The following is a 20,596-nucleotide window of genomic DNA, read 5'->3' on the forward strand; positions in this document are numbered from 1 at the left end:
TACGTTAAAATCGTATAGTCTGGGTTTCTTATTCTAAATTTTGTTTCTCTATTTACCTCATAAAAAACTGCGTAAGTAGCTTATTTAAAATCGGCTACTTACGCAGTTTGTTTGGGTTTTTAACGTTTAGTTTCACTATAAATCGAAATCTTAATACCAAGTATCTATATTTTTTTAGCTCTTCTTTCGATGTAGACACTTGCCACTATTATTATCAAAATCAACCCAATCAGAATAATAGTTTTTGAGCCTTTTTCACCTAATTTGGCAATCAAACCTTTTGGTGCATCATCTGAATTATTATTGGGATTTGTTGTTTCTTTTTCCTTTGGTGTATGGCTATTGGTGATGATGATGTTTCCAATAGTTTCTGCTGTGATCGTCGTGTCATAACCGTTTACTTTCGTTACTTCTTGAACGATATATTCGATTGTTTTTCCGTTGCTTTTTTCATCTAATTCTTGCCACGTATGGGTCCAGTTATTTTCGGCATTTAAGGTTACTTCGTTTCCTGATTTTTCCCCATCCGCATATAATTGTACTTGAATACTTTGTGGACGCAGGCCATCTTGATCCTCTTTATCGTCCCATGCTTTCGTGACCGTAGCGCTGGTTACTCCTGGCGTATAATGATTTGTAAGATCAAACCCGTTAATCTCTGTTGAATACTCGGGAACGGTATTTTCGGTCACTGTATAAGTGATTTCTTGGCCATTTTCATATTTAGGTAAGTTGGTGAATTGATAGGCCCATTGTTCCTTTTCTCCAACTGTTTGTTCGTCTACTTTTACGCCATTCGCCAATAGATTAACTGTTACGTTCGTTGGTCGAATCCCATCTTGGTCATTTTTATCGTTCCATGTTTTAGTCCCAGAAACTTCTGTTACTTCTGGTGTATGGCTATTGGTGATGATGATGTTTCCAATAGTTTCTGCTGTGATCGTCGTGTCATAACCGTTTACTTTGGTTACTTCTTGAACGGTATATTCGATTGTTTTTCCGTTATTTTTTTCATCTAATTCTTGCCACGTATGAGTCCAATTATTTCCGGCATTTAAGGTTACTTCGTCTCCTGATTTTTCCCCATCTGCATATAATTGTACTTGAATACTTTGTGGACGCAGGCCATCTTGATCCTCTTTGTCGTCCCATGCTTTGGTGACCGTGGCACTGGTTACTCCTGGTGTATAATGATTTGTAAGATCAAACCCGTTAATTTCTGTTGAATACTCGGGAACGGTATTTTCGGTCACTGTATAAGTGATTTCTTGGCCATTTTCATATTTAGGTAAGTTGGTGAATTGATAGGCCCATTTTTCTTTTTCTCCAACTGTTTGCTCGTCTACTTTTACGCCATTCGCCAATAGATTAACCGTTACGTTCGTTGGTCGAATCCCATCTTGATCATTTTTATCGTTCCATGTTTTAGTCCCTGAAACTTCTGTTACTTCTGGTGTATGGTTATTGGTAATAGTGATGTTTCCAATAGTATTGGTTGTGATCGTCGTGTCATAACCGTTTACTTTCGTTACTTCTTGAACGGTGTATTCGATTGTTTTTCCGTTATTTTTTTCATCTAATTCTTGCCACGTATGGGTCCAATTATTTCCGGCATTTAAGGTTACTTCGTCTCCTGATTTTTCCCCATCCGCATATAATTGTACTTGAATACTTTGTGGACGCAGGCCATCTTGGTCCTCTTTATCGTCCCATGCTTTCGTGACCGTAGCACTGGTTACTCCTGGCGTATAATGATTTGTAAGATCAAACCCGTTAATTTCTGTTGAATACTCGGAAACGGTGTTTTCGGTCACAGTATAAGTGATTTCTTGGCCATTTTCATATTTAGGTAGATTGGTGAATTGATAAGCCCATTTTTGCTTTTCTCCAACTGTTTGTTCGTCTACTTTTACACCATTTGCCAATAAATTAACCGTTACGTTCGTTGGTCGAATCCCGTCTTGATCATTTTTATCATTCCATGTTTTAGTCCCTGAAACTTCTGTTACTTCTGGTGTATGGCTATTGGTAATGGTAATGTTTCCAATAGTATTGGTTGTGATCGTCGTATCATAACCGTTTACTTTCGTTACTTCTTGAACGGTATATTCGATTGTTTTTCCGTTATTTTTTTCATCTAATTCTTGCCACGTATGAGTCCAATTATTTCCGGCATTTAAGGTTACTTCATTTCCTGATTTTTCCCCATCTGCATATAATTGTACTTGAATACTTTGTGGACGCAGACCGTCTTGGTCTTCTTTGTCGTCCCATGCTTTCGTGACATTTATACTGGTTTTCGAGCTTATTTCATAGTTTTTGTATGAACCAATCTGTTTATAAATAGGTTGCGCAGCATTGTCATACAAATCTGTGGTCTCTACCGTGAAGTTAAGTTTCTCTTCTGATTGTAGATATCCATTTGGGGCCTTTGTTTCAATAAAATAGTAATTTCCAGTCGTTAACCCTGTGACGCTTACTTTCCCATTTCCATTGGATTCTATCCCACTTTTGACTTTTACTTCATTTCCTTGATTATTGACTTTATACAAGTCAAACTGTGCTCCGTCCAATGGATTATTTGTGGTTCCATCTATTTTTTCAAACTCTACAGCTGCTGTTTTCCCGGAAGCATTTCCATCAGCAACATTCCAAATAACACTTTCTTCCAGTACCCAATTATTTGATTCACCATTTTTATAGTTTATTGTAATTTTTAAATTGTTATAAAATTCTTGATCTGCAATAATATTTTCTGAATCAATTGGGACTGAGTAATACTCTAAACTAAATTCTTCAGTTTTAGCATTTTTGCTATTAGCCAAGTCTTCCCATACTAAAATTTGTGGCAAAACATTCATTTTGAAAGAGCTAGCAAAGTCTTGACCATCTTTATAGATAAGACCCATATCTTCTTTAGAAACTCCTCCGTATTCGAAACCAATAGTATCAAAGAAGCCTCTTTTCCAAGCAAACGCATCTGGCCAGTTACCGTCGAACTCATTCATCCCGATTAATTTTTGGTTTTCTAACGTATCTTCCAAAACTATAGAATCAATCTCATCAAACGAATTGGCCTTTCCTAATAGCGTGTTCCTTCCCAGCCCAACGTTCCAAGAAAATACACGTGTTGGTGTGTCAAACTGTTGCGTATCCGGATTGTAAAGATCTCTTGTATCTAATCTACCTACTTTTTCATTATTTTCTGGTTTTCCAGCTCCAGTACCGTCTCCTCCAACGTTACCATTACCACCTTCCCCAACAGATTCACTGTCATCAGGTATGATTTCCGTAGAGATTATTTTATCTGGATACTTTATATCGATATTCTCACCATCAGAAACATATCGTTCATTTAACGCAACTGATATAGAAAAATTACCCTTGATATTGGAGTGCGTTTCTACATAATCAGTTGTAAATGTTAATTCATAATAAAAACCTTCCGTTGCATTTCCTTTAATTTTTACAATACCAATCTCCTCTCCATTTTCTTTCAAAGGAAAACTGGAAATATCATGAACGACAAATTCTTTCGGAATATAGAATTCTAATACATCTCCTTTTTTGAAGGTGTTATCAGGAATTGCCCACTCGTAATTTAAAGTATATATTTCTTTTATTTCTAGTTTATTTCCATCAATCACTTCACTTCTACTATTTTCAAGCCAACTATCCGTGACGTATTTGTCTCCAGACCTACCAGACTCTCTTGTAGACTCTTTAGCAAAAGCAACTGACAAACTTGACAGATTTGTCCCTACCATTAGTATTAATATCAATAATAAATTTACAGATTTTTTGTTCATGAAGTTCTCCTCTCAATTATGTACCTCGAAATAGTGGAAAAATATAGGGATACTCTCTTATCCTTTCACTATCCTACGATCAACCTAAGTTATTTATAATGATATAGCAAAATAATAAAAGAACAAACATTATATATAATATATATAAAATTATTCACAAAAAACACATATTAAAACGTTCGCATATAATATATTTATCATTTTTAAATCATCTTTTTTTAATATGATGGAAAAATATCGATGATTTCAAGTTACAGATAAATAACACGTTATATTTTTATGATTAGTTCAACTTATTTTATTCGGATTTAAAAATCGAGAAAAACATGCTTTATTTATTGTACTCAATCTTTTTTTACTCGTTTCCCTCAACATGTCATTGCTATTTCTAATTAGTAATCGTCTGAAATCAATAACAAGCTAAACTAGTTTACTCAAATGAATTAAAATTCTTGATTGAAAAAAACCAACTAATTTCCAGCATACTTAAAATAAATATTTTTTATATAATTCCACTCTATTTTTCAATCAAATCGAAAAAAGTGTAGAAGAAATTCCTTCTACACTTCATATTGGCATTATTTATTTTTCCAGCTAGTTCTCACTAGCATCTAGAATATCGTTTAGATTTCCACTCCATTTGTTGCGATCAATTGTTTATACCACTGAAACGAATCTTTTTTTATCCGATTCAATGAACCGTTGCCTTGATTGTCACGATCTACATATATAAAGCCATAACGCTTGCGCATTTCGCCTGTGGTAAACGAAATAGGATCGATGCAGCCCCAAACCGTATAGCCTAAAACATCTACTCCATCCAGCTCGATGGCTTTTTTCATTTCTTTGATATGCTGGCTGAGAAAATCGATTCTTTCTACATCGTGCACCTTGTCTTCGATTAAAGTATCTGCGTAACCAAAACCATTTTCTACGATAAAGATTGGGCGTTCATAACGATTACTTAAAAGATTAAGATAATGACGTAATCCAGTCGGATCGATCGACCAGCCCCATTCTGTCATACTGACATAAGGATTTTCAACAAGTGAACTATCTCCAAGTAAATCATCTTCCAATCGAACCGCTTCTGGGCGCGTTGAGATCGTATTACTTAAATAGTAGCTGATACCAATATAATCCACGGTTCCAGCTTTTAGTTTCTGTAAATCTTCATCCGTAATATCCAGTTCATAGCCATTTCTTTCCCATTCCTTGATTGCCCAACGTGGATAATTCCCTCTTACTTGGACATCTGTAAAAAATAACTGTTTTTCATCTTCTTGTTGGGCCGCGATAATATCATTTGGATCACTCGTCAGTGGATAATTTGGTGTTGCTGCCAACATACAACCAATTTGGAAATCAGGATTGATTTTCTTTCCTTCAGCAACTGTTATTGCCCCCGCAACAAATTGATAATGGGCTGCTTGATACATCGTCTTTAACTTATCTTCGTCTTCTTGGTAAAGAATGCCTGAGTTGGTAAATGAATAAATTGGATTTTCCAAAATGCGTTGATTATTGATTTCATTAAAGGTCATCCAGTATTTTACTTTGTCTTTATAACGCTCCATCACAATCGTAGCAAATGTAGTGAAAAATTCGATCAGTTTACGACTTCGCCAACCGCCATAGTGTTTGACCAAATGATATGGCATTTCAAAGTGAGATAATGTAATGACAGGTTCGATGCCATGTTTCAATAACTCATCAAATAAATCGTCATAAAACGCTAGTCCAGCTTCATTTGGTTCTTGTTCATCACCGTTTGGAAAAATTCTCGTCCAGGCAATACTTGTTCTTAGGCATTTAAAACCCATTTCAGCGAATAACTGAATATCTTCTTTATAATGTCCATAAAAATCAATGGCTTCATGGTTAGGATAAAATTTTCCTTCTATAATACCATCTGTAATTTCTCTAGCATGATCTTTTGAACCCGCGGTCATGACATCTGCAATACTCACGCCTTTGCCACCTCGATCAAAGCCGCCTTCCACTTGATGAGCAGCTACCGCGCCGCCCCATAAGAAATCGTTTCTCATTTATCTATTTCCTCCTTCTTTGAGCCTACAACAAATAATTGGGTTGCGGGTGTTACTGATTCAGTGGTATTGACAACGTTCATTGTTTCCATACTTTGACTATCTGTTAAAATCACTGGTGATGTCATCGCATAGCCTTCTTGTTCGATTTTTTCGCGATCAAAGACTAATAACGTTTGCCCACGTGTGATCGCATCACCCATTTCAACTTTTGTCTCAAAGTATTTACCATTCAAATTAACCGTATTGATTCCGATATGGATCAATAATTCACTTCCTCCATTTGATTTTAAGCCAATCGCATGTTTTGAGGGGAAAATTGCGACGACGGTTCCATCGAATGGTGCAATCACTTTATTATCAGTCGGGATAATCGCAACCCCTTTTCCTGCAATTTCGCTAGAGAAAACATCGTCCTCTACTTCTTTCAACGGAATCACTGTCCCTTCAAGCGGTGCATAAACCGTTGTTTCAGTCGCTACTTGTTCTTTAACAGGTTCTTCTTGAAAATCATCTTCTCCCTGGTCTGTTTCAGGTAAAAAATCGGTCATTTCATCTTCTTTAACACCGAAGAAATACGTTAATACGGCACCTGTGATCAAAGCGGCACCCACTCCAATAAAATAACCGACTTTTGGTGTATAAACTGGAATAGAGAAAATATTATGGAATACATAAGCATTCATCGTAACACCTGTCACGCCACAAATCGCACCACCAATAGCTCCTGAAATCGCTACGATCGGCAATAACCGTTTGTATCTTAAAATCAATCCATAAACGATTGGCTCTGTTACTCCGGCAAATAAACCAGTCAATGCTAACGGTCCAGCTAAAGCTTTCATTTTAGAATGTTTTTTAGCTTTCAAATAAAAACCGATTGCGATCCCGATTTGAGCAAAAACAGCTGCAACAGCCATCCCTTCAATTGGGTCACCACCCATAACGGTCAAGTTTTCGAGTGTGATTGGTGAAAATCCCCAATGTAAACCAAACATAACCATAAATGGCATTCCGCCACCTAATACGATTCCTGAAAGCAACGCACTTTTACCGATCAACCACATAACACCTTGGGATAACGCATCTCCGATGACTGTTCCAAATGGACCGAAAAGTAAGGCTGTCAACGGAACCATGATCATCAAACTAAACATTGGCACTGCAAATAATTGCAGGTCTCTAAATATAATTTTCCGTAAGATTTTATCCACGAACGAGTAGATGAAGATTGCTACAAAAATCGGGAAAATCGTTGTTGCATAATCGACAACATTTAAATTGATACCTAAAAAATCAAGCTTTTCTTGACCGATCATGCCCGTGAACGACGGTTCCAGTAATGCTGCACCGATCACTCCACCTACATACATGTTACCACCGATTTTTTTGGTCAACGTGATTCCTAGAAAAACAGGTAAGAAGTAAAAAATCGCATTGCTAGCGGCACTCAATACTAGATATGTGGAACTAGTGTCTGCTAATAATTTCATTTCAACTAAAATCGTCAGTACAGCTTTGATCATGCCAGATCCGGCCATTGCTGGAATCAATGGTGAAAAAGCCCCAGAAATCACTTCAAACACATAATTGAAACTTAGTTTTTTTTCAGTCTTTGGTGCATCTTCGTTTAAATCAGCAAGCGATTGAATCGCCGCGTAATAATCGGGTACTTTACTGCCGATCACTACTTGGTATTGCCCACCGCTATTGACCACTGACATTACATACGGTAGTTTTTCTAACGCTTCTTTGTCCGCTTTTTTAGTGTTTTTCAAACTGAATCTTAAACGTGTCGCACAATGAACTAAACTATTGATGTTCGACTTGCCACCGACAAGTTCGATGATTTTTTTACTTTCTTCTTCATAACGCATGATGATAGTTCCTCTCTTTGATTCATTTTTTTATAAAAAAAGTGACCTAAGAAACACTTATAAACTAAGTGTTTTTCTTAGGTCACGCCTGCTCTACCAGTAACGATCCTATTGATTGCTTGATAAGCGATTTAAGTGAAGTGTCAAGTACATCAATTCATCATTTGAAATCGTCCAATCGTATTGTTGTTCCAAAAATGTTTTGATCTTGACTGCACACTGATAATCTTGTTTATAGTTGACAGCGATCAAATTAATCAAAGATGAATCCTCATTCGAGGAAACTTCTTTATCCAACTGTCTTTTGACAAAGTAACGAATATGGGTAATGAAACGAGTAAAATCATAAGACGTTTCATCATATTCTTTCCCATAATGATATTTAATAATATCAATGATGCTTTGAATGATTTTGGTCGTCAGCATCGTTTCGTTCATATTGCTAGTAGAATTATAGGCATTTACAAAATGAAGGGTAATAAAAGCTGCTTCTTGATCTGGAATTTCAATACCTGTTTTCTCTCGCATCATCTGAACGGCTTTTAGTGCAAACGCATATTCTTTCGTATAAATCTGTTTGATATCCCATTCTAATGGCGAGCGCATTTGTAATCCTTCTGCTGCTCGATTCAAGACAAACCCGATATGATCGGACAATGTCAGTAAAATGGCATCATCAATGGACTGTTCTAATTCTGCTTCACCTAATTGAATAATATCACTGGCCAGTTCAATATCTTCAATATCGATTCGAGAAAGCAGATTATCTAAATTACTAACGGAATTGTTACCTTCAAGAACAAATCTTTTTTCAATCAGGACTGCATCGATTGCATCACCTGCACGCTTGTTGAAGCCGACGCCTTTGCCCATAATAATTTCTTCGATGTTGTCATCATTTAAAACCAAAGAAACATTATTATTAAAAACTTTCAGTATTTTCATTGAAATTATCTCCTGTTCTTGACTTAAAAAACGAAAAAAGACCTGACCCTATCAAACATCACCAAAAAAAGTAATGTGTGAGGTCACGCCTGCTTAACCAGTAACGATCCGTTGACCAAAGTATACAACGTCTTATTTTCTTTGTCAATAGTACGCTTACATTTTGATGACAGACGCCCTCACACATTACATTTGGCTTTCTTCAAACTGATAAATCTGCTCGATAACCTCAGCTAATTTTTTTAACTGCACAAATTTTCCTTCTCGAATGTATTCTTTTCCCTCAACGAAAAAAAGCAAAGTAGGCGCTGAAAAAATCAAATATTCAGCAGAAATTTCTTTGACTTTATCTGCTTCAACTTCTCTTAGTTCGATTTTAGGATACCTTTTTAACAGCTCGGTCAATTTCGGTCTAAGCGCATGGCACACCGAACAATTCTCTTGCGATACATATAAGAAAGCAAGATGATTTTTATTGATAAAGGTTACTACGTCTTGAATTGTTTGTAACTTTTCCATTGGTCGATCATCCTTTTTTGATTGGCTACATCATAGCACCTTCTTAAAAAGATTACGATAGTTATGCCCGACTTTACCTCTTGACTTCGATCCATGCTTTATAGTGATCTCTATAAAATCCTTCTTTATCTTCTGCCGTCATGATATAGCGACCGACCATCGTACCTGTTTGATAGCCTTGTTTTTCCAATTTTTCTTTCATTGACCGAAAATTATTTTCTAAAGGATCATCTGACTTGATCGTGAGTAGGAATTGTTTGTATGAATAGCTGATTTGCTCTGACTGTTGCCAAATTGAAGCTTCTTCTACAAATTCTTTTGTGGTAACAGCGAAACCATAGATGATTTCTTTTTCATTTTTAGGATCGATATACACCACTAGACTTGAAGGGTTATCAATGTATGTCTGCAATTCATTGGGATCTTTTAAATCAATTGGGATAATTCGTTCTACATCTAGTGGCTCGTCAATAAATTCTTTTTTCTTTAACTCGATCAAGCTCAATAACTGTCCTTTTCTGTGCTTGATTCCTTGTTGCTTTTTCTCAAGTTCAGCTAATTCTGCAGCAACTCTAGTCTCTGTCTCATCTAATATAGTCCATAATTCCTCTGGTGATTTTCGATAAAGGTTCGTCATTTTATTAATAGGAATGTCCAGCCTGCGATAAAAATCAATATCGCTGATTGTCAAAATATCCTCCATATCAAACATTCGATAGCCGTTTTCTCTATTTCTAGAAGAGGTCAGCAGATTCATATCATCCCAATAACGGATCTTCGATTTTGGTAATTTCATAATTTCAGCTACTTGGCCCACCGTCAATAACTTCTCTTTTTCCATAAAATCACCTCTTAGTTTCATTATAAACAAAAAACATTGACATTCAAGTAACTTGAAGGTGTAGAATTCACTTTGAGTCTTGAAAAGGAGGAATTTATATGAAAATCATTCAGTTTTTCATTAAAAAGAATAGAACACTTATTTTTGCTACCGTTATTTGTTTGTGTTTACAAATTATCGGAACACTTGGTGTACCGTTATTGGTCGCACAGTTGATCGACGTGGGGATTGCGAGCGGCAACGAGCAATCCATCAAAATCATTGGGCTTAAAATGCTCGCAATGGCTTTATTTGGTGCGCTCTCAGCAATTGCTGGAAGTTATCTATCCGCTAAAGTAGCAGCTAAATTTGGTTTTGAAACACGAGCGATGTTTTTCGACAAGCTCCAAACATTTTCTATTAAAGATGCAGATCGTTTTGGAACAGGTTCACTGCTGACACGAATGACGAATGATGTTGATAATATTCAGCAAATGATCGTATTGTTTCTACAACTAATTTTACCAGCTCCGATCATTGCTGTCTTTTCCCTATATATGACATTCACTTACTCGGCGACATTAGCTTTAGTTCCATTAATTGCGATCACAGCTTTTGGATTGATCGTTTATCTCTTAATGAAAAAAGGAACACCACTTTCCTTATTGATCCAACCTAAAATGGACAAGATCATTGTGACCTTACGAGAGTTTTTCACGGGGATCAATATGATTCGAGCGTTTAACAATCAAGAGTATGAAGAAGAACGAACAAATAAAACATTTTCTGATTATGCAAATGGCATGATTCGAGTAAATAGTATTTTTGCTTTCATTACACCTGTCGCCTTTTTGCTGATGGGAATCGTTTTCTCTTCTATTCTATGGTTTGGCGGAAATTTAGTTGCGCTTGGGACTTTGCAAATCGGAACTGTTTCAGCCGTTGTGGAATATTCTTTGCTGACGCTTGCTTACTTGATGATTGCAGCAATGGTTTTAGTTATGTTGCCTAGATCGCTTGCTTCAGTAAAAAGAATCGAAGAAATTTTGAATACACAAGATCAAATTCTTGATACGAAACAACCTGTTTTACTTGAGGAAACTGGACCACATGATGCCTTGATCGATTTAAATCACGTGACATTCAGTTATGATCAAGCAGATGAACCTGTTTTAAAGGATATACATTTCAGTATTCCAAAAGGAAAAACAACCGCGATTGTTGGCGGAACAGGCTCTGGTAAAAGTACCGTGGCTAAATTATTATTACGACTTAGCGATGTATCTGAAGGTGCGATTTTATTCGATGGTGTGGATATTAGAACTGTCACACAAGAAGAATTACGTTCTAAAATCAGTTATGTTCCGCAAAAAGCTTTTCTATTTAGTGGAACCATCAAGAGCAACTTATTGATGGGTTATCCTGAAGCCACAAAAGCAGATATGGATCGAGCAGCTAAAATCTCTCAACTTTCTGCTTATCTCGCTACATTGGAAGACGGGTACGATTCATTCGTAGCACAAGGCGGAACAAACTTCTCTGGGGGACAAAGACAACGTTTGTGTATCGCTCGAGCCTTGATCAAACCGGCAGATATTTATATCTTTGACGATAGCTTTTCAGCGCTTGATTATCAAACAGATGCCGCATTAAGACTCGCTTTAAAAGAAGAAATGGCAGACAAAACTTTGCTGATCGTTGCCCAAAGATTAAGCACGATCCAACAAGCAGATAACATCATTGTCCTAGACGAAGGAAAAATCGTAGGTCAAGGAACCCACCGTCAACTTTTACAACATAACAAAACGTATCAAGAATTTGCCCACTCACAAGGGATCATCACGGAAGGAGCGAAGTCATGATGGAAAAAGTAAACAAACAAACACTAAAACGATTCTTTCAATTGATCCGACCTGAACGTCCGATATTTTTTGGCTTGATTCTATGCAGTTTGATTGGAAATGCCTTAGTCATTGCTATGCCATTTATCATGGGACTCGCCATTGATGATCTGCTGACACTGATCAAAATACACGGCGTCGGTCAGATTACGTTTCCAATGGTCGAAGAGGCTTTATTAGTCCCTGTTTTGATTCTGATCGTATTCTCGATTCTTAGTAGCGTAATGTCTTATATTCAAGAACGTGTCATGGCGTCTTTAAGCGAACGAATCACACTGAGAGTCCGAAAAGAAGTCTCAAAAAAATTCAAATCTTTACCGATGTCGTTTTTTGATCAACATCAAGTTGGGGATATTTTAAGTCGAACAACAACCAGTCTAAATCAATTATCACAAGTTTTTTTGACAGGAATCAATCAATTTTTTACATCGATCTCAACAATTATTTTTGCTGGAATCATGTTATTTTACATCGATGTCAAATTAACCTTAATCGTGGTTTTATTGATTGCTGGAAGCTCATTTTTAACGGGTAAAATTTCGAATAAAAATAAGAAACTCGCCGAAGCAAGTCAGGCAGAACTTGGAATTTTAAATAATAAAACAGAAGAGTTTTTATCTGGTAATTTAGTGACAAAAACATTCAATCAACAAGATCATGCAAAAGACGTTATTTCAGAAACGAATCAAAAGCATTACAATGCCTTTTTAAGTGCTCAATTTATGAATTTTGCGATTTATCCAGCGATCCGTTTGATCAATCAATTGGCGTTTATCGTCAGTGCGATCATTGGCGCATTCCTAGTTTTACAAGGTGGAATCACGATTGGATTGCTTCAGGCTTACCTACAATATATCAATCAAGTTTCTGAACCGATTTCTACAGCTTCTTATGTCATTAACTCGATTCAAGCAGCGCTAGCAGCGGTTGATCGGATCTTTGAGATTTTAGATGCCGAAGATGATGTCCCAGAAAAAGCGGATTTACAAATCATCGATCAACCAACTGGTGCCATTGCGTTTGATAATGTTCAGTTTGGTTATACAGAAGAAAAAATGTTGATGAAACAGGTTGATTTTACGGTGAAACCAAAACAAATGGTGGCAATCGTTGGGCCAACTGGTGCTGGTAAAACGACGTTAGTGAACTTACTGATGCGTTTTTATGAACTAAATGGCGGCCGTATCACCTTTGATGGCGTTGATATTACCGATCTTTCGAGATCTAATTTACGTGCAATGTTTGGAATGGTTTTACAAAATACATGGTTGTTTGAAGGAACGATTGCAGAAAATATTGCGTATGGGCGAATGGATGCGACACGAGAAGAGGTCATCGAAGCTGCTAAAATTGCACAATGCGATCACTTTATTCGGACTTTACCGAATGGTTATGATTCTATTATTTCTAGTGAGAACGGCTCACTGTCACAAGGACAGCAACAACTATTAACAATTGCTCGGATCATTTTAGCGAATCCGCCTGTGGTTATTTTGGATGAAGCAACGTCTAGCGTGGATACTAGAACCGAAGCGCACATCCAAAAAGCGATGGATGAGGTGACGAATAATCGAACAAGTTTTGTGATTGCACACCGTTTGTCTACGATTGAAAATGCTGATTTGATTTTAGTGATGAAAGATGGCGATATTGTGGAAAAAGGCAATCACCAAGAATTATTGGCGAAACCTTCGTTGTATGCATCGTTGTATAATAGTCAATTTCAGCAGACTTAAGAATTAAAAAGCGTGATAAAACTTGCTAAGGTTTTATCATGCTTTTGTTAGTATAAAAAATGATTATCAAGTACTCCTATATTTAATAATCTGCTTTCCGAATCAAAACACAATATTCATTCTTAAAACTAGCTTCGTAGTCTCCTAGAATACGGATGGTTTTTTGTTCTAATTTACTGATTCCACGTTTTCCATGCACTTTACGTTATGATCTCCAATGAATCAGCCAAAATAAAATACCACCAGAAAACCAAACAAATTGATCGACCTCTGTTGGGCAGTGAGTGACTAATTCAGGTAGTCGTATGACAATTTGACCAGTAAATACATAGTCTTCTTTTCTTTTTTCAGATTGTTGTAAAGTGATTCCATATCGTTTGATTCTATTGTTTTTTCCGCCTTTTTTTGAATTAAAAAAAGGCGATATTTTTCTCATCTCTAACTTTCTTATTGTGTTTAAAGGACTTATTCTTAGTGATCTAGCAAGTAACGCTATTATTTGATTCATATATCCAGGTGTAACTATCATATTCAATGCATATTTCGATATTTTTTGTTAAAATTTCAATAAGATACTGATAACTAATAAATATAAACAATATAAAAAGGAGGTTTTTTTATGAAATGGTATGGAATATCTACAGAAGAACTGACAAAAACCTTACAAACAACGTTGCATGGACTTAGCCCAAAAGAAAGACAGAAGCGTCATGCTTCAGAGGGAAGTAATGCGCTCTCGACGGAAGAGAAAGATAGTAATCTCAAAAAATTCTTTAGTCACTTTCATGATTTACTGATCTACGTATTGATTGTTTCAGCGATACTCAAAGGAATCAGCGGAGACTATATTGACATGTCCATCATTTTACTGGTGGTCATCATTAATTCGATTATTGGTTTTGTTCAAGAAGCGAAAGCTTCAAACTCGTTAGATAGTTTAAACTCTATGATGGGCACTGAAGCGATTATTTTAAGTGACAATGTAAAAGAGACTGTCCCAGCTGAAACCTTAGTACCCGGTGATATTGTCTATTTAAATCCGGGTGACATTATTCCGGCTGACCTTAGAGTGATCGAATCGTATAATTTAGTTGTTGAAGAAGCGATTTTGACTGGTGAATCCACACCTGTCGAAAAAACGAGTGCCCCGATCAAAGAAGAAGTCGATCTTGGTGATCGAACAAATATGGTTTACTCTGGTACTTTAGTCAACAGTGGGTCAGGAAAAGGGATCGTTGTCACAATCGGAGATAACACTGAAATCGGAAAAATCAGTCAACATCTTAAAAACGTTGGTGATAATGAAACGCCTTTGATCAAAAAAATGACTCTTTTGAATAAACAAATCTTTTTTATTTTAACAGCTTTAATCGTTTTTCTAGTCGTTTTTAGTTTATTCTTTAGAGATCTATCCGGCCAAGAGCTGCTCTCTTCAATGATTGCTTTAGCCGTTTCTGCGGTCCCAGAAGGTTTACCGGCTGTCCTATCGATTATTCTATCTGTTGGTGTTACACGAATGGCCAAACAAAAAGCAATCATCAAAAAAATGCCTGCCGTTGAAACACTAGGAAGTATGGCTGTAATCTGTTCGGATAAAACAGGTACTTTGACAAAAAATGAAATGGAAGTCGTCGCTGTGATTACTTCTACGGAAAGTATCGATGTGGAAGAAAGTAGTAGTGATGCTGCCTACCTGAACAAAGCAGAAGAGGATTTTTCTTTAAGAAAGATGATTGAATCTGCCTTGTATTGTAATGATACAAAAATTTCCTACAAAAATGGGCAACGTGAAGTAATCGGAAATCCTACTGAGGGCGCTTTGTTAGATTGGGCAAATCATATGGCACTTGTCGAAGATGAGCATGATATCAATAAGATTCCTTTTGACTCTGCTTACAAATATATGGCTACGCTTGTCGAGATTGATGAAAAACGTTTTATCTACTTAAAAGGTGCACCCGATGTATTACTGAAAATGGTTCAGTATCAATTAGATAATTCGGTCAATGTTCCTTTTGATGAAAACTACTGGCTCAATCAAATCAGCATCCACGCCAAACAAGGACAACGGATTTTAGCTACCGCTTTCAAAGAAGTAGCAAATGACAAAGAGACTCTTACGCATAGTGATCTACTAGAAGAAATGACACTCATTGGACTTTTCGGCATCATGGATCCGCCTAAAAAAGAAGCGATTGATGCTGTAAGAATCAGTCGAAAAGCTGGAATTTCTGTAAAAATGATTACTGGTGACCATAAAGATACAGCGATGGCAATTGCTAAAGAAATCGGTATTGAAAACTACGCACAAGCCCTAGTCGGAAAAGATATTGAACAATTGTCTGATGAAGAATTAGCTGACGTGGTTCTAGAAACAGACGTTTATGCACGAACCACACCTGAACATAAGCTACGATTAGTCGAAGCGATTCAAAAAAATGGTTTGATTGTTGGAATGACAGGTGATGGTGTCAATGATGCTCCAGCGTTAAAACAAGCCGATATCGGAATCGCCATGGGAATCAAAGGAACTCAAGTAACAAAAGACGCAGCTGACATGGTTTTAGCCGATGATAATTTTGCAACAATCACTAGTGCGGTCAAAGAAGGTCGCAGAGTGTATGACAATTTAAAGAAAACAATTTATTTTTCATTGCCAACAGCCTTTGCTCAAGGTTTACTGGTTGTCGTATCATTATTGATGGACACACCTTTACCGTTGACTTCTGTTCAAATTCTTTGGTTAAACATGGTAACAACTATTACCTTGTCTTTTGCCTTAGGTTTCGAACCTTTAGAAAAAAATGGCATGACCCGCTCCCCGCGTGATCCGAAAGAAAATATCTTGAGTCGCTATGCTGTCTTCCGTATTTTCTATGTGTCCATCTTGTTAGCTTCACTAGGGTTTTTAATTAACGGTTATTTAGCTAATCAAGGTTCTAGTACAGAGGCAATGCAAACAACACTGATTACTACCCTCGTTTTAGGGCAAGTATTTTACATGATCAATTGTCGCGAGATTCATCGCTTCTCGATCAATAAAAGCATTCTTTCGAATAAAGTGTTGTGGTTGTCATTACTGATTCTATTATTACTACAACTATTGTTGATTTTCACTACACCAATGCATATTGCACTTGGAACGACTGCCATTAGCTGGCCATACATTCGATTAGCGTTATTGTCAGGTATCGCCGTGTTTATTGTTGTAGAAATTGAAAAATTTCTCACACGTCGATTTTTTAATTAAACAGACATTTTAATAAAAACAGGTTGTCTTAATATTATTCGATTAAAATGTACTTGTTGATGTTTGGCAATCCTCTGAATGACTTTTGATACAGAATGATTTATTTTATGAATTTAAAAGAGAGAAAAGCATCACGAATAAAATCGTGGTGCTTTTGTCAGGACGTAAAAGTTCAGTTTCAAGATAGTCGCTCGAATTAGGCTGAGCTTGGGACGTAAGTACTAACGAAAAATCCAGATACCAGTCAAATTGATTGGCATCTGGATTGTTTTTTTGTACAAAAATAAGAACACCTTTGCTAAAATAAAAGTGACTAAACAAATAAGTCAGCGAGGTGTTCTTATGTTTAAAAATTATACCACAAATCAAGTCGTTCTTCCTCTAGATTTTAGTTTTCAGTTAGAAAAAAACGATATTGCGTTTGTCATTGATCAATTAGTTGAAAGTATTCCGGAGGAACGCTTTCTTCCTTTTCATCATCAAATGGGGCCTTCTTCTTATCATCCGAAAATGATGATGAAGATGATTTTATGTGCCTACACACAATCTGTATTTTCTGGTCGCAAGATTGAAGCCTTGACGAAAGACAGTATTCGCATGATGTGGCTTACTCAAAGTTATCAACCTAGTTATCGAACCATCAATCGTTTTCGAGTGAATCCTTTAGTGAATGCACTCCTTCGGGAGTGCTTCGTCCAGTTCCGTAGCCAATTAGTCAAGGAACAATTAATCGATGAAGAAGCCATTTTTATCGATGGTACAAAGATTGAAGCCAACGCCAATAAATACACCTTTGTTTGGAGAAAATCCATTGATAACTTTGATAAAAAGCTTACTGAAAAATCAAATTTTCTCTACGATGAATTGTTAAAGAATCAAATTATTCCTGAAATTGAGCGAGAATCCTCAAAAGAATTATCTGTCACTGAATTAGGTAAGATTGAAGAAAATCTCGCGCATGTTGTCGAAAAGTTTACAGAAAAAATCGAACAAGCAGAGGATGGAATTACGCGCAAATCAATCCGTTCTAAACGAAAAATTCCTAAAAAATTAAGGACACTTTTCAAGGACTTTAAAGAGCGAAAACTCGCTTATCAAAAACATAGACAGATTTTAGGGCAACGAAACAGTTACTCTAGAACTGATCTAGATGCCACTTTTATGCGCATGAAAGACGATCATATGAAAAATGGTCAGTTGAAAGCAGGTTATAATCTTCAAATCGCCACGAACAGTCAGTATATTTTAGGCTATGATCTTTTCTCAAATCCAACAGATACACGAACATTGCGCCCTTTTTTAACCACTTTAAAAGAGCGTTTCTTTGATCTGCCAAACTATATTGTCGCAGATGCCGGCTATGGAGGAGAAGAAAACTATCAAGCGGTTTTAGAGGATCACGAGCGAACACCACTCATCACTTATGCCATGTACCATAAAGAACAGAAGAAAAAGTTTAAACAAAATCCGTTCCTTCCAGCAAACTGGTCGTATCAGGAATTAGATGATACGTTTCTTTGTCCAAACGGACGAAAAATGAATTTTCGAAACTATTCTATTCGTACAGATAAATATGGCTTTAAACGTTATTTAAAACGGTATGAATGTGAAGACTGCTCGAATTGTCCTCTTCGAAGCCAGTGTACAAAAGCGAAGAGTGACAAGAATCGTGAGATTCAAAAGAACATGAATTGGGAATACTTTAAAGCAAGAATTCAACAGCTGCTTTCAGAAGAAGAAACAGGTAAACTCTATCGTCAACGAAAAATTGACGTCGAACCAGCTTTCGGACATTTGAAGGCTTGTTTAGGGTTCACTCGGTTCTCTGTTCGAGGGAAACAACAGGCACACAATGAAATTGGATTCGCGTTAATCGCAGTAAATTTAAGGAAATATAGGCTAAGTAAGCTAGAAAACATGAAGGATTCTCCCAATAATCTAAAAAATAAAAGACTGAAAATCATTTTTTACGATTTTCGGTCTTTTATTTTAAGGTTTTTGGGACTTACGTCCCAAGCTCTTTTGTTCAATTAAGTACCTACCCCAAAAACATTGGTTATGAACTTAAATGAATCAGATTTTAAAGCATTAGCGCTTTTCACTTTATTGATTTTTGGAATAGTTTGGCGTGAGCAATATGAAATGCTTGCTATTGTGCTAATTGGTTTTATACTGATTTTTTGTTATTACTATTGGCTTTATTTGTTAAATTTTAAACGACGGTTTTTGAGAAGGGAGAACAAAATGTTTAATTATTCTTGAATAAACATTCTCCTGAAAAAATAGTTCTTAGGTAGTTTAAATAAATCCTCACCATTCCATATAATCAGAACCAAAACTACCTAGATCATCTGTTGGTTCTTGCAACATCGAGCTACTTAAAAGCTCATCTACTTCAATCATTTGGTGATTTTCCACAAGAAATAATTTTGGGTTACCTGACCCTATATTTATTTCATAATACCCATTCATTAATTTTGAATAATCAAGATTTTTTATGACTTGGTCCCGATAGTTTTCTCTATTTTCTTCTCGTTCATTATACTCACGTTCTTCTACATATGGATATTGTATGGGAACATTTGCGATAATCATGTGGCTGTTCATCAATTGTTTGACGGTCACAGCTGCGTAGCCACCAAAAACAGCTTGTTTTTTGTTTGAAGAATGACGATTTTCTTGTGCCCAGTGCTTGATTTTTTTAGGAGCAAGCTCGTTATTATAGGCTAGATAAGGGGAATCGTAGGCTGTTCGGATCTCATTTTTCTCAAGTGGTGTGTTAAGCCCTATCTCGTTTGTCAAACCACTTTTCACAATGCTTTTTTCAACTTCTTGTGTAAATTCATCCAGAAATGTTTTGGCTTCTTCAGAATGTGCTGGAACTTGAAGAATCGTTTGAATTGAGTTGTCATAAGTTGTAAGACTACTATCTATTAGCGCCCATTTTTCTGTAACACTAGAGCGTTCTAAAACACCTTTAGCGTAGACAGAAATTCCTTCTTGGGTTACTGTATAATTCAGCTGAACATGTGTCGACTCTTTTGAAGAATGATAAGCTTTGATGATTTTTACGTCCCCTTTTGTCCCAACACTATGAAGCTTTTGCTCCACGATTTGTTTGTACTCATCATTTCTATTAGCTTGAGCATAGGTCACAAAGCCTAAGCGTGTACCAACTGTCAATACTACAATCACAATAGGAAATAGTAAGCCAAACATCACAGATTTTTTGTATACTTTTTTGTTTTCATCCTCATGGACTTCTATTGATCGATCCACGACCAACCACCCCGTCACGGCTAAAAGTAACGCCATTAATCCTACACCAATCGTTCCAGGCGCAACTAATGTGACATAGGGAAATAAAGCAGAATAACCCATAGTACTAAATAACAGGATCAATAAAAATAAAGACATGACATAAATACTGATCGTACGCTGAACTTGTTGACTTTTCAACTTAAATTTCCTCAAAAAAAACACGACTACAATAGCATTTATCAAAAACACGGCAATATAGCCTATAAAAACAAATGGTAGTACAACAAATGAATAAATCAATCCATAAGGCTGGTTCGGTGTGTTTCCTGAAAAATCAACTTTTAAGAGTCCATAAATAAATGTTGCTGTAAAAATCAAAGACGGCAATAATACCGCTGTTTTTGTTATCTTTCTAAATTTTATAATACCA

12 protein-coding genes are annotated in these 20,596 nt (G+C 36.4%); 4 read left to right on the forward strand and 8 right to left on the reverse strand.

Annotation, left to right across the window (positions count from 1 at the left end):
- Nucleotides 1–164: 164 nt before the first annotated feature.
- The 6 genes from IGI43_RS08515 to IGI43_RS08540 form a co-directional block, all read right to left on the reverse strand.
- A complete protein-coding gene (locus IGI43_RS08515; protein ID WP_438757387.1) occupies nt 165–3,809 on the reverse strand; it encodes a Cna B-type domain-containing protein in 3,645 nt (1,214 codons plus the stop codon).
- Between the two features lie 623 nt (nt 3,810–4,432).
- Entirely contained in the window at nt 4,433–5,857 is a 1,425-nt protein-coding gene (locus IGI43_RS08520; RefSeq protein WP_438757388.1) for a 6-phospho-beta-glucosidase, read from the reverse strand.
- A complete protein-coding gene (locus IGI43_RS08525) occupies nt 5,854–7,734 on the reverse strand; it encodes a beta-glucoside-specific PTS transporter subunit IIABC (protein WP_438757390.1) in 1,881 nt (626 codons plus the stop codon). Before IGI43_RS08525 ends, IGI43_RS08520 begins: the two co-directional genes overlap by 4 nt.
- A 108-nt stretch (nt 7,735–7,842) precedes the next feature.
- Nucleotides 7,843–8,679, reverse strand: a complete 837-nt coding sequence (gene licT / locus IGI43_RS08530) for a BglG family transcription antiterminator LicT (protein ID WP_438757391.1) — start codon at nt 8,677–8,679, stop codon at nt 7,843–7,845.
- Nucleotides 8,680–8,865: 186 nt separating this feature from the next.
- The gene (locus tag IGI43_RS08535) at nt 8,866–9,198 is read right to left on the reverse strand and encodes a thioredoxin family protein (protein ID WP_438757392.1); all 333 of its coding nucleotides are present in this window, start codon (nt 9,196–9,198) and stop codon (nt 8,866–8,868) included.
- Nucleotides 9,199–9,271: 73 nt separating this feature from the next.
- Nucleotides 9,272–10,039, reverse strand: coding sequence for a MerR family transcriptional regulator (locus tag IGI43_RS08540; protein WP_438757393.1), 768 nt, complete (start codon nt 10,037–10,039; stop codon nt 9,272–9,274).
- Nucleotides 10,040–10,137: 98 nt separating this feature from the next.
- Between IGI43_RS08540 and IGI43_RS08545 the strand changes: the two genes are divergently transcribed.
- Together IGI43_RS08545 and IGI43_RS08550 are read left to right on the forward strand one after the other, a co-directional pair.
- Nucleotides 10,138–11,880, forward strand: coding sequence for an ABC transporter ATP-binding protein (locus IGI43_RS08545; protein ID WP_438757394.1), 1,743 nt, complete (start codon nt 10,138–10,140; stop codon nt 11,878–11,880).
- On the forward strand, nt 11,880–13,655 hold the full coding sequence (locus IGI43_RS08550) for an ABC transporter ATP-binding protein (RefSeq protein WP_438758834.1): 1,776 nt from the start codon (nt 11,880–11,882) through the stop codon (nt 13,653–13,655). Before IGI43_RS08545 ends, IGI43_RS08550 begins: the two co-directional genes overlap by 1 nt.
- A 205-nt stretch (nt 13,656–13,860) precedes the next feature.
- On the opposite strand, the gene IGI43_RS08555 is transcribed toward IGI43_RS08550, so the two are convergent.
- On the reverse strand, nt 13,861–14,091 hold the full coding sequence (locus tag IGI43_RS08555) for a hypothetical protein (protein ID WP_438757395.1): 231 nt from the start codon (nt 14,089–14,091) through the stop codon (nt 13,861–13,863).
- A 183-nt stretch (nt 14,092–14,274) separates the two neighbouring features.
- Here IGI43_RS08555 and IGI43_RS08560 point away from each other — a divergent pair, with 183 nt between their 5' ends.
- A complete protein-coding gene (locus tag IGI43_RS08560) occupies nt 14,275–16,905 on the forward strand; it encodes an HAD-IC family P-type ATPase (RefSeq protein WP_438757396.1) in 2,631 nt (876 codons plus the stop codon).
- 342 nt (nt 16,906–17,247) lie between these two features.
- Nucleotides 17,248–18,939, forward strand: a complete 1,692-nt coding sequence (locus tag IGI43_RS08565; protein ID WP_438757397.1) for an IS1182 family transposase — start codon at nt 17,248–17,250, stop codon at nt 18,937–18,939.
- Between the two features lie 276 nt (nt 18,940–19,215).
- Here the strand turns inward: IGI43_RS08565 and IGI43_RS08570 are convergent, their stop codons facing one another.
- Nucleotides 19,216–20,364, reverse strand: a complete 1,149-nt coding sequence (locus IGI43_RS08570) for a hypothetical protein (protein WP_438757398.1) — start codon at nt 20,362–20,364, stop codon at nt 19,216–19,218.
- Nucleotides 20,365–20,596 lie beyond the last annotated feature (232 nt).

It is taken from the genome of Enterococcus sp. AZ126, from assembly GCF_051714545.1.
Classification (GTDB): Bacteria; Bacillota; Bacilli; order Lactobacillales; family Enterococcaceae; genus Enterococcus_L.